At 44.5% G+C, this 11,893-nt stretch carries 13 protein-coding genes; all 13 read right to left on the bottom strand.

Going from position 1 to position 11,893, the window contains the following annotated elements; all coding sequences use genetic code 11:
* Positions 1-5: 5 nt before the first annotated feature.
* Positions 6-2,129, bottom strand: a complete 2,124-nt coding sequence (locus ACWB0I_RS09280; RefSeq protein ID WP_479387780.1) for an alpha-amylase/4-alpha-glucanotransferase domain-containing protein — start codon at positions 2,127-2,129, stop codon at positions 6-8.
* A gap of 20 nt (positions 2,130-2,149) precedes the next feature.
* Positions 2,150-3,007: an agmatinase gene (gene speB / locus ACWB0I_RS09275; protein ID WP_479387779.1), complete on the bottom strand. Its 858-nt coding sequence runs from the start codon at positions 3,005-3,007 to the stop codon at positions 2,150-2,152.
* 17 nt (positions 3,008-3,024) lie between these two features.
* Entirely contained in the window at positions 3,025-3,570 is a 546-nt protein-coding gene (locus ACWB0I_RS09270) for a pyruvoyl-dependent arginine decarboxylase (protein WP_479387778.1), read from the bottom strand.
* Between the two features lie 2 nt (positions 3,571-3,572).
* Positions 3,573-4,418, bottom strand: a complete 846-nt coding sequence (locus ACWB0I_RS09265; RefSeq protein ID WP_479387777.1) for a peptidase MA family metallohydrolase — start codon at positions 4,416-4,418, stop codon at positions 3,573-3,575.
* A gap of 116 nt (positions 4,419-4,534) precedes the next feature.
* A complete protein-coding gene (locus tag ACWB0I_RS09260; RefSeq protein ID WP_479387776.1) occupies positions 4,535-5,740 on the bottom strand; it encodes an MFS transporter in 1,206 nt (401 codons plus the stop codon).
* A 196-nt stretch (positions 5,741-5,936) separates the two neighbouring features.
* Positions 5,937-6,521: a GTP-binding protein gene (locus tag ACWB0I_RS09255; RefSeq protein ID WP_479387775.1), complete on the bottom strand. Its 585-nt coding sequence runs from the start codon at positions 6,519-6,521 to the stop codon at positions 5,937-5,939.
* 55 nt (positions 6,522-6,576) lie between these two features.
* Positions 6,577-7,089: a roadblock/LC7 domain-containing protein gene (locus ACWB0I_RS09250; protein WP_479387774.1), complete on the bottom strand. Its 513-nt coding sequence runs from the start codon at positions 7,087-7,089 to the stop codon at positions 6,577-6,579.
* 26 nt (positions 7,090-7,115) lie between these two features.
* Positions 7,116-7,868 carry a HAMP domain-containing protein gene (locus ACWB0I_RS09245; RefSeq protein ID WP_479387773.1) on the bottom strand — a complete coding sequence of 251 codons (753 nt, stop codon included), beginning with the start codon at positions 7,866-7,868 and terminating at the stop codon, positions 7,116-7,118.
* 3 nt (positions 7,869-7,871) lie between these two features.
* On the bottom strand, positions 7,872-8,330 hold the full coding sequence (locus ACWB0I_RS09240; protein WP_479387772.1) for a DUF8082 domain-containing protein: 459 nt from the start codon (positions 8,328-8,330) through the stop codon (positions 7,872-7,874).
* A gap of 37 nt (positions 8,331-8,367) precedes the next feature.
* Positions 8,368-8,805, bottom strand: coding sequence for a hypothetical protein (locus ACWB0I_RS09235; RefSeq protein WP_479387771.1), 438 nt, complete (start codon positions 8,803-8,805; stop codon positions 8,368-8,370).
* Positions 8,806-8,851: 46 nt separating this feature from the next.
* Positions 8,852-9,502 (bottom strand): DUF4388 domain-containing protein, encoded by a 651-nt coding sequence (locus tag ACWB0I_RS09230; protein WP_479387770.1) that lies wholly within the window; start codon positions 9,500-9,502, stop codon positions 8,852-8,854.
* Position 9,503: 1 nt separating this feature from the next.
* A complete protein-coding gene (locus tag ACWB0I_RS09225) occupies positions 9,504-9,869 on the bottom strand; it encodes a response regulator (protein WP_479387769.1) in 366 nt (121 codons plus the stop codon).
* On the bottom strand, positions 9,851-11,131 hold the full coding sequence (locus ACWB0I_RS09220; RefSeq protein ID WP_479387768.1) for a two-component system sensor histidine kinase NtrB: 1,281 nt from the start codon (positions 11,129-11,131) through the stop codon (positions 9,851-9,853). The genes ACWB0I_RS09225 and ACWB0I_RS09220 overlap by 19 nt, the downstream gene beginning before the upstream one ends.
* Between the last annotated feature and the right edge of the window lie 762 nt (positions 11,132-11,893).

Genomic DNA, 11,893 nt, shown 5'->3' with positions numbered 1-11,893 from the left:
ACAGGTTAAATTAAGCGTACCTGTTGTTGAATCAGGCATTCAAAGTTGCGCTCCAGGCGCACTTTAAAAACCATCAATACTGCGGAGCTCTGGTAAACACGTTCAAACCCGCCTTCAGATAGAGAGATGGTTTCCACAGGCGTGCGCCAGATGGCATCAGCCTGTTCGCTTATCAATTGAATGTCAATCTTCAAATAATCGTCCCGCAGGCCAATCATATTGGCCTCAGTCAAAACTCCGGAAGAATTTAAAAAAGAAGGTTCCAGGCGTCCCTTCTGGTCATAATAATAGCGGTCATCGGCCTGCCCGGCCTGCAAACCATAATTAAATTCAATAGCCAGTAAAAAGGCCAATGGTTTTTCTGAATAGTTGGTCAGCCGGTAGGCCACGTCCATTTGTCCTTTTTCATTGTGCAGGGTAATCACTTTTTGCAGGGAAACGGGCTGCCCCTCGATGCGTCCGTCTCTTTTAAAATGGATTTCAATCTCATCTTTTTTTCGAATCTGGTTGATCATGCGGTACGGTTGATTGTAAAAATCCCCGATTTCCTGATATTCCAGATTTTCAAATTGTTGCAGAGAACAGTCATGAGGCAGCACATGATCGATTAAAGAGCGCCGTTCGTAACGATCGTATTTGAGCTTTTTGTAGAGGTCCCGTTCCTTGGTTAGGACCAGATCATGAATACTGGCTGTCTGCCCTTCTCCATTCTGAAAATCTTCCACGTACACTGCGGATTGTAATTTATCATGATAGCCCTCGGGTCGGCGGGTCATGGTGTCCAAAAGATTTTTGGCGGCGGGCTTAAAATCATACTCAAACAGCATGGCTCCCTGCTGCGCTTTAAAATAGGCATCGTGTACCGGGGTTTCGATTAACAATTCATCATGTCCATCGGCATCAAAATCGCAGTGTTCAATCTGAGGTAGGGCGCGGTGTTTATCGAGTAATTTTTCGGCATCAATCAGGTTATTGAAAATGGCAAAGCGCAGATGCGCCAGGTACAATCCGCCAAACACACCGTGCCAGTACGGACAGTTACATTGGGCGGCCCAAAGATGATCCAGAGCGCGCTCTTTTTGTTGCTGATTTCCGGAGAATTGGTGCTCATGCACCAATTTACTCAGACGCAGCATCTTTTTGTGCATGACGTTGATTTCCGGATATTTGCTCATAAAGTTACGCCAGAATCCGCCACGCACAAAAATGCCATACTCCTCTAACAGGCCCTGATCAGAGAGGAGATGTTCGAATTGTTCATATTTTCGGAATGTTGGCGGGAAAAGGGCCCAGTGCATCATTTCGGCATAGGAAGCGGTTGGCAGGTAAATTTTACCTACCGGCGCCAATTCTTCAAGCGCTTCGGAAAAATGGACAAGCTCTATCCACTCAGCGTTCGCTTCCAGAGTCTGAAAGAATTTTTCCAGCCAGCCATTTTCGTACACATGGCGGTAGGTGTTGGGCCACACTCCAAATTTTTCCCCGTCATCGGCAAACACCAGAAGATTGCTCCCCTGCTCATTGGCAAAACCGGCCAGGACTTCCATCGTTTTTTCCGGTTCCTGAAAAGGAATAGTGTAGCGCAAGTGCTTGTTGATGGGGAACAGGGCGAGCGTGTTTCCCAGATCTTCTGTTAAAAAATAACCGGTCAAATCTTTATCTTCCAGCCCGGCATATTTAAAATGCGTATCATCCAGGATGGTGTAACGGATTCCGGCCCTGGCCAGCGACGTGGGCAAATTGGGTTCCCAGACGCGTTCCGCCAGCCACATGCCCTTAGCCTGGTAATCAAAAAGAGACTGAACGCGCGCAGTTAGCTTGTGAATTTGCCCCAGCCGATCCTCTTCGGGAATGACCGAAACAATCGGTTCGTAATAAGCGCCGCTCATCACCTCCAGCTGTCCGCGCTCCACCATTTCGGCAACCATGGTCAGTAACTCCGGGTGATTCTGCTCCAACCAATCCAGCAAAATGCCCGTAAAGTGGATGGAAATCTTAATGCCGGGATGTTTTTCTAATACCTGCAAAAAGGGTAAATAACTTTTTTGATAGGCATCTTCAAAGACAAAGTCGAAGTTGCCGATGGGTTGATGGTTGTGAATTCCAAAGGCAAATTTTATTTTCTTCATAGGTTGTACTTCCTTACGGTTTAACGGTTCAGGAAAAACTTGTAGGCAATCATTTTGTAAATCAGTTTGGCTACCGTGAATTCCGAATGAATGGTTGAGGGTCGCGGACTCAGCTCCACCACATCCACCCCCACCACATTTTTGGTTTTAAATAAAGTTTTAAGAAATGAAACGGTTTCTGGCCAAAAAAAGCCGCCTGGCTCCGGCGTCCCGGTCGCGGGCAAGACTGCCGGATCAAAAAAATCCACATCAAAAGTCAGGTACACATTCTGGCTTAGATTCTGCAGCACCTTCTCCGGCCAGGCGCCATACATCTGATGGGCATAAATGGTCTGGATAGCACTGTGTTCGATGAACTGTGCTTCTTCTTTAGACAGGGCGCGAATCCCCATTTGCACCACGCGTTGATTGAGAGAAGCGATTCTACGCATGACACAGGCATGGGAGTAAGGGGTACCCTGATAGCTATCCCTTAAATCGGCATGCGCATCAAACTGGATGACGGACAACTCGGAAAAGAATTGGTGGAATGCACGGTACAATGGCCAGCTGACCGTGTGCTCACCCCCTACGGCAATGACAAATTTTTTGTCCTTTATTAGCTTAAGAACGCTTTGTGTGATTAATTCAAAATCTTTTTCGAATTGTCCGGAAAAATTTAGCGCCGGTAAGGTAAAAATGCCGGCATCAAAAGGTTCGCATTGCAATTCCTCATCAAACGTTTCCAGATAGGGCGAAACGTCCAGAACGGCCTGCGGACCGGCGGCCGTGCCTGTTCCAAAACTGGTCGTTTTTTCAAAGGGCAGGGGCAAAATAACTACCCTGGCCTGTTCGTATGATGACTCAGGAATTTCGCCTTCCAGGAAACGCGTATTCAAATAGGTACACCTCTTTGTTAGGGTAAAAGAATGGCAGCCGCAAAAACGGTCGTCCAGTGCCCTCGGGCATCGCCTTTAGCATATTGTGTAATATTTTGCGAATGCACAATCTTGCCGGAAATGTGCCACAGATTTCTCTTTTCATCCCAGCTTAAATCCGGATCAAACTCCACGCCCAAAATCGTAGCCAGCATCTCGGCGGCCAGGTCTTCGGCGTATTCCCCGGCCTCCTCCTCGGTTTGGCCAAAGCCGTGATGTTCCGAAAGATAGCCGTACGCGCCGCGATCCTTGGGAATAGCCAGCCCCACCGAAGCGGTAATGCGTCGCCCGGGCTCATTGGTGGCATTACGGCTCATTACAGCATGGACAATTTGTCCGGGCTGGAGCTCTCTTAAACCTTCTTCCCTATCAATTAATTCGCAACCAGGCGGATAGATGCTGGAAACAGAGACGAGATTAAATGGTCCCACTCCAGCATTACGTAAGGCCATCTCAAAACTGGTCAACTGTTCTTTGTGAATACCAACCCCTTTGGTTAAAAAAATTCTTTTCGGCACGTACACTTTTAAAGTCCTCCTTCATTCGGCTCATCCTGTTCTTCAACAGTCAAAGCCTTCAACTTCCTTTTATTGCGCAAATAGACAACCAACACAGCAATCAGAAAGAGTACACCGCTCAGGGCAAAAATCAGTTCTTCAAAACGGAGCATGACCAGCCAGCGGTATTTTTGTTTAATGTATTCATTCCATTGAATCTCAAAATCTAATAGATCAAAACCAAACGTTTGATAAAAAGCGCGCTTAAAGTTTTTTTTCCGACCAATGGCCTTGATTAAGCTCACCAGCTTCTGTTCGCCATATTCTCTGGCAATATATTCCACCGCGCTTTGCGATTCTACGTACGACAAACGCGCCTGTGGCCCTTTCATTTGCAGCAATGAATCGATGGCCCCAAAGTCGATTATTTTCTTTTGCACAATGGCCTGGGCCAGAATTAGTTTTTTTTCAAAATTCAGTCCCCCCTGACTAAAGTACTCGGCCAGTCCTTCATTTAGCCAGGTAGGCAGGTAAACGTTCTGCAAATAATCATAGAGCAAGATGTGCATTAACTCATGCAACAAAATTTGCGGGCTTTGATGAATTTGCTCAGCATCCGAAAGTCTTAGGACGATCATTCGCTGATAAGGTAAGGCGACCGCCTGACTCCACTCCGGTACCCGATCATGTAAAAAACGGAAAAATTCAGCATCCGATTTGGTAAGGCGCACGCTAACCGGGACCGTCAGGGGTTCATGAAACAGGATTTCAATGTGTCGCCAGGGCCCTTCAATTTTTTGAATTAAGTGCTGCACCAGCAAAGAATCCGGCGGATCATAATAGAAAATAAAGGGGCCGTATGTCGTCTTTTTCAACGAAGTTGCCCATGTCAAAGAACAAAGGATCAGGATAATGAAAATGCCGAATATAATTATTTTCCTGACTTTTGCCAAATTTAAATCTCTCCGAATCTATCTGCCCGACCAGGGCACTAAAGCACAAATTTTTTGTACGTTACGTTTTCATCCACGCGATTTATCAGGAACAAACCGGCGATAAAAAAGAAGACCAGCGAAAAAATCGCCAGACGCTGGTTGCCACTGAGGGTAGAAACCAGGCCAAAAGTGAAAGGCCCTAAAATCGACGAAAATTTGCCCATCAAAGCGTAAAAGCCGTAAAACTCTGCTTCCATGCCGGTGGGAATTAATTTTCCCATCAAGGCTCGGCTAGCAGACTGAGAAGAGCCCATAGCCACACCGGCGATTAATCCCACCACGTAGAACATGGCCGCGCTGTGCGTAAAATAGGCGCCAATGGTTACAACCAACCAAAGTTCCAGGGTAATCATGATTGTCTTTTTAGGCCCGAATTTGTCGGTTAAGTAACCAAACACATAAGAACCGGAAATCGCAGAAGATTGCACAATGGCAAAAAACTGAATCACTTCGCGTACCGAAAAATCCAGTGTGCTGCTGGCAAAAATGCCACTAAAGTAGATTACGGTATTTACACCATCGATGTAGATAAAGTAGGCCAGTAAAAATTTTGTAATTTCAGGGAATTCTTTCAAGCGTTTTAAGATGGCTAAAGTACGCTGATACCCGGCTTTAACATAATTTTGTTCCGGATGGTGAACATTGACCTGGCGTTCTTTTACCAAAAAGAAAAAGGGTAAGGAAAACACAAAAAAGAAAAGGGCTGCCAGTATAAATGTGGGACGCACCAGGGAGAGATCGTTAGCAGCAAAGGCCCGCGTGGCAAAAGGAAGAGCAATCATTAAACTGACCAGAGAGCCCACGTAACCAAAGGCAAACCCATAGCCCGAAATCTTACCGATATTGTTGGGCGTCGATATTTGCGGTAAAAAGCCGTTGTAAAAGACCAGAGCGCCTTCAAAGCCAATGTTGCCGATGATGAAAATAAGCAAAGCTTTGAGGATCATCCCGGGTTTTAAAAAATTCAAAGAGGACATGGCCATCACACAGGTCAAGGTGTAAAAGAAGAGAAATTTTTTCTTCTGATTGCTGTAATCGGCTATGGCCCCCATGACCGGCGAACTGAGAGCTACAATAGCCATGGATACAGAGCCTCCCAGTCCCCACAGGAAATCACCAGGATTTCTGGTCCAGTTTCCCAGGGCAATGTGAAAATCCCCTACGATGTACTTTTTAAAATAGATGGCATACACCACCGTCACAATAATCACACTATACGAGGTGTTGGCAAAATCGTACAGGGTCCAGGCAAAAATCTCTTTACGTAACCGCCTCTGTTCGCTCTTTTTCCCAGTAAGCCGTGCGATAGCTTCCTCTCCATGTTACAAAAAAAATACCTTCTCCCAAAATTAGGAGAAGGTATTCAAATTAGCAAGAAAATGTTTGAATTTAACAGCTTTACAGCTGATCCTGTACGTTTCGAACCACCAAATTGATCACGGCTTTTAAGGTGTCAAAAACGCCGTCTCCACGCACAGCCACGGCTTCGAAGTGGGGAACGTTGAAAAAGTTCAAACGTTTTTCCAAAACTTCGACCGGTTCTATGCCGGGCAAATCGCGCTTATTGTATTGAATCACCCAGGGGAATTTTTCCAGGGAGTGTCCTTCCTGTTTTAAATTATCTTCCAGGTCTAACAGAGTTTCAATATTGGCTTCCATGCGGTGCGGTTGCGAATCAGCGACAAAAACGATGCCATCGACGCCATTTAAAATGACTTTTCTGCTGGAAGCGTAATAGACCTGTCCGGGAACGGTGTAAAGGTTAAATTTTGGTTTTTTCCCTTTAATCCGGCCTACTTCAATCTGCATGAAATCAAAGAAGATGGTTCTGTCTTCTTTGGTTTTTAAAGAGACCAGTTCGCCTTTTAAGGAGGGATCTAATTTTGAGTGGATGTATTCCAGATTGGTTGTTTTCCCACTCATCCCTGGACCGTAATAGACAATTTTCAGATTGATTTCTTGTAATGCCCAGTTAATAAACATCCTGTTCCTCTTTCATTAAAATCAACTTTCATCCAACTTATTTTTAGAGCAAATTTTATTTAAAGGCGTCGTCCAGAGCATCGCCTAACAGAGAGCTAAAATCCGAATCGATCATTTTATCCTGATCGGCCTTTTCTTCCTGACCTTCTTTGAGGGCAGCCATCAAATCTTCAATGGCCTTTTTGGTGTAAATGCGAATCAGGCCCAGAGTCACGCTCACGTCAAACACAACGACCAGAAAAAAATCCTCGCCCACATTGGATAGATAAACATTGCGTTTTTCGCCTTCATGAAACAACAACTTAAATTTGGCTTCTTCTCCCACCAATTTGGCCATTTCTGAAGTGGCGGCAAAATCGCTGGCAGCCAGGGCCGAAAGTACCGTGGTGTTCATGTCATCCGTATTGCCACGTTGACTGATCAGCTGACCGCTCATATCGGCAAATAAAATGGCAGAGGCTTTGGTTTTAGTGGCAAGCTCGGAAAGCACCCTGGTGATGGCCTCGTACTGCTTGCTGTTCAAAATGACCTGACGGCTACCGTCTTTTAATTTACGTGTTTGAACCATAGCTCTATCCTTCTGTTAATTTGTATTTACATTTTAAATGATTGCTGTTGCTCCAGGCGCTTTAGGGCGATGTTTACCGACTCTCTTAAGCGTTCCAGCGCTTCAGCCAATTGTTGTATTTCATCGTTGGTTTGAATTTCAATGCGTTTTTCCAATTTGCCCTGACTAATTTCGTCAGCCCGTCGCGTTAAGTAAATGATGGGGCGCACTAATCGTCCCCCCAGCCAGAAGACAAACAGGCCGCCAAACAGGGTTACCACCAAAACAGAAAGGATAATAATCTGAATCGTCTTGTTCAACACCTTTTGCACATACGAGGTATCCAGGCCAATGCGGATGTAACCAATCAGTCCCTCTTCCACCGGAACCCACAAATCATACACCGAAGCATGCAGCTCCGGAACTTCCAGCAATCGCGTAAATTCCCCTGTGTTTATCTTTTCTTCTGGTTTTTTTTCTAAACTTTTTGGCACCTGCCCATTAAAGTTATCTCCAACAATCCGGCCTTCACTATCCAGTATTAAGATGTAATCCAAACTTTCGAAGTTCATGTTTCTGGTAATCAGGTAGCGTAAGCCGACCTGATCGTTGTTCAGAATTAAATCGCCGCTGTTGGTAGCCAGATTATTGCCGATAGTTCGTCCCCGCTCCAGCAGTTCTTTACGAAACGTTTCGCGAACCACACTACTTAACCACAAAGCAATCACTGCGCCCAGAATAATGTTACTGAAAAAGAACAATCCACTTATTTTCCAGCGAATGCTTATAAATTTTTTCATGGTTTACATTTCCTTCAGCAAAGAGAGCATCTCTCGTTGAAAATTGATCTTTTTTTTCTCATCGCTGATTTCATCGCTAAGCAGCTCAATGATTTCGGGCAAGCGTTCCCTGGGTAGCTTGTCTTTTTCCAGCTTCAGCTCGCTAAAAATATCTTGCATTAAATATTGCGCCACCGGCCCAATGTAATGAGTTAATATCTCATCGATTTTTTTCAACATTCGTTCGCTGACATATTCTACGTAAGTCTCCTTTTCGTGGTCGAAAAAAATCAATCCCTTTTTTCTCAAAGAGCTTACGATGTTGTACGTTTCATCCAATGTTAAAGCCAGATTTCTGGCAATTTCCTGCACAGTTTTTTTACCATCGATCTGAGTGATGACTCCCCATTCGAGGGAAGAAAGACTAATCTCTGTCTGACCTCCTCTGGGCGCCAGTTTGAATACCATATTTTCATTAACCATTTTTCATCGCTCATTAATCCAATTAGTAGAATATAGATCAAACCAGCTTTGAAATCAAACCGAGTTCTTTTTCATCCAACGCACCTTTTTGTAAATGGGTTTCCAGATCAAACTTTTCTTTTTTTCGCCATTTCAAAAATGAGCGATTTTCTAGAAGATTGGCCACGGTAACATTGAGCGTAATGCGCAACAGCGAAACCACCTCCGGATTCTGAAAAATAGCCAGAACCAAAAAACCTTCTGAGAATCGCGCCAACAACGTCTTATTGATCCAATGCACTTCGGCAAACACCATCTTCTGCTGCTTTGTTTTATGGGCGGCCAGCATTTTCAGCAAGTGGGAACCGATTTCCTTAATTTTGTCCGGACCATAAGCGCTTCCGGTTTGCTGCCAGATATTGCCTTTGTAGGAAACAATGGCCACGGCCTCTACAGAATCTATCTGCTGTATTTCATCAATTACTTTTTCAGACATAGTTTTGTTATCGTAATTTTTTTTAATAAGTTAAGTGCAATTTCCTTTAGAACGAAATTTTTAACGTTTCCCTGACAATGGAAAGAATCACCTCCTGCTGAATTTTTCTGGTTAAATGGATGACCAGCAGAAAGGTGTCATCTATCCTGACCATCATTTGCTGCCGGTTACCTAAATTAAAGAGCAGGAAACGTAAATCGGGTTGATTAATCGCTTCGGTAATTTTTTGCGCCTCGTACCACTGGAACAACCACATCGATGTGTCCACCTCCTGCTTATCTGCCTGGGCCACAACCTTACCTTCCTGATCAATAATAACCGCCTGTTCCACCCCTTTGACATCAAACAATCGATCAAACAATTGCGTAAAGTTAAATTTGCTTTGCGGCAGGTTGGTGTCACGTTTGTGTAAGCCTTCCAGTAGCAGGTTATTCCAGTTTTTTTTGATAGTTACAGCCGGCGCCCGGACGTCATTTTCCACCTTGAAATTACCGGAATAGAGTTCCAGCAGTTTGAAAAAAGCTTCCTCACCGATCAGCGGGTCATACTCTGCATGAACCACCTGTCCCCCATGAAAATAGATGAAGCCAAACCGTCCCATGTGTTCGATGGTTAATTTTGCCGTGTTTTTTTCCATGCAATTAATTTGCACCAGGGTCGGCAATTTTATGTCTTTTAAATTTCCTACCAGAGCCATGTTACTTTAAAATTTCCATTACTTTTTTCTTGAAATCGCGAATATCAAAAGGTTTTTCGATGTAGAGCCGGGCCCCTTCGCGTCGGGCCTCCTCTTTTTTATCATCCGATCCGTAGGCCGTAATAACAATAAATTCCGTGTCCGGCGCCTTTTTTTTGATTTCACGTAACAGGTCAAAGCCGGTAATACCGGGTAAAAAGATATCGGTAATCACCAGATGAAATGGTTTTTGGTTGAACTTGTCCAGCGCCTCTTCCGCACTTTCGGCTGTCACCACTTCGTAGGGTTCCTTGCTCAGAATAAAACTCTGATAAAGGCTAAAGGTGATGGTTTCTTCATCATCAACAATTAATATTCTTTTGACCATGATTCGTACCTTTCTTTTTCAGGTATGGGAAAATAAAGGGAAAAGGTTGTCCCTTTGTTAAGCACCGAAGTTACTTCGATTTTACCCCCGTTTTCCTGCATGAGCCTGTTAGAGATGGACAATCCCAGGCCAATTCCGCTGCTCTTGGTCGTAAAAAAGGGGTTGAAAATTTTTTCTAAATTTTCTCTGGCAATGCCCTGCCCATTATCTTTGATCTGCACACAGACCATGGGCTGGTCGTCCGTCCCATTTGCCGAATTCTGCCCGTTTTCCAGAGTGATGTTTACGATCAGGTCGCCTCCCTGCGGCATGGCATCAATGGCGTTCAGGAAGAGATTCATAATTACCTGTTCAATTTGGCCGGGATCAACAAAGACCTGAGGCACATTTGCCTGGCTGTTTTTTAAAAAGTTAATCTTTTTTTTCTTAAAGCGCGGGGCCAGCAACAGGTAGATGCCATCGATCAACATTTCCACATCATGAAATTCCTGCACGGGCTTACGCGGTCGGGTAAAATCAAAAAAGCGCGACAGCAAATCGTTACTGCGATCAATGGCTTTAATGATGCGTGAAACCAGCTGTGTTCTGAAATCGTCCGGTGTAAAACTCTCCTCCAATACCTGGGCCGCCGATTTAATGCTGGCCAATGGATTGCGAATTTCATGGGCAATTCCGGCCGATAGTTCGCCTAACATGGCCAGGCGCTCCATGCGCTCCAATTGTCGACGCTGTTCTAATTGGGTACTGATGTCTCTGAAATGCACAATGTAGCCATACGCCTTGCGGTTTTTTAAATCGTGAAAAGGCGAAGTGGTCAGGCCAATAGGGAAAATTTTTCGGTTACCGCCTTTAAAAAAGGTCTCTTCGCTTCGCAGGTGTTGCTTTTCGGAGAGTAATTTCTGCAGGAAACGCTCGCCCTGCTGAGCATCGGCAAACAAAATTTTTATGGATTTATTTTGCAGGGAGAACAATTCCATATCTAACATTTGTAAGGCAGAACGATTGGCGTAGATGATGGTGCCGCTGTTGTTAATAATGATCAGGCCGCTGCTTAAATTGTGCAGTACAGCCCGATGAAAATTGTAATTCTTTTCCAATTCTTCTAAGCGTTTTTGCAAAAGTTCAATTTTAACCGACTGATCGGCAACTGCAGCCGGAGCGGGTTGACTATCGTTTTGCTGCGCCTGAGCCTGATTCAGGAGGGTGTAAAATTTTTTAACCGCGCTGGCAGCTTCTTTTCTTTGCTGGTAGTGTTTGCTCATTGTCCCTCGTTTTCCAATCTTTAAAAATTATGATATTGATCTTTGTTCATATAGAAGAACCAATCAAAAGCCCGGATTTGAAAGATGGAACCTAACCGACTCAATGTCCGGACCTTTTTAAATATATGATTTTTGAGCATATTCATCAAAAATTTAAATAAAACAAAGGGAACTGGCCTTTGAAAGGAATTTCTCTTTCCCAATTGTTTCCAGGCCGCAACCTTAAAAAAACCGCAAGGGACACCCGTCTGGCACCGGACAGGCCCGTCTGGCACCGGACAGGCCCGTCTGGCAGCACCAGCCTGACAGGCAAAGAATTAGTTTTAATTAAAAATTAATTTGTGAAAGGACAAGTGACGCCTAGGAGGTTGAAAACAATGCCGGCATGTCATTCTGATCCCGCTTTAGCGGGAGAAGAATCCCTTACACCTGCAGACAATTCGCAGGCGCAACGTAACTCGAGTTTCAGCTCGAGACCTCCCCTGGCGCGGAAAAGTGTATGTGTGTAAGAGTTAAGAGTGTAATAGTTAATTAGTTGAATGGTTAAATAGTTAAATTGTGCTGAATGTCATTCTTTTTCCCGATCCATCGGGAAGAAGAATCCCTTACACTTGCTGATAATTCGCAAGAGCAACGTAACTCGAGCTTCAGCTCGAGACGTTGTAAGGGCGAAGCATTTTTTGCAAAGTCTTTCTCAAGAGCGATTTTAACTTGTACACAAAGAGGTTGCGCTAATTGGAACAACCTTCAGGAAAATGCTTC

The organism is Caldithrix sp. (assembly GCF_056497305.1).
This window is presented reverse-complemented; position numbering and strand designations above follow the sequence as displayed.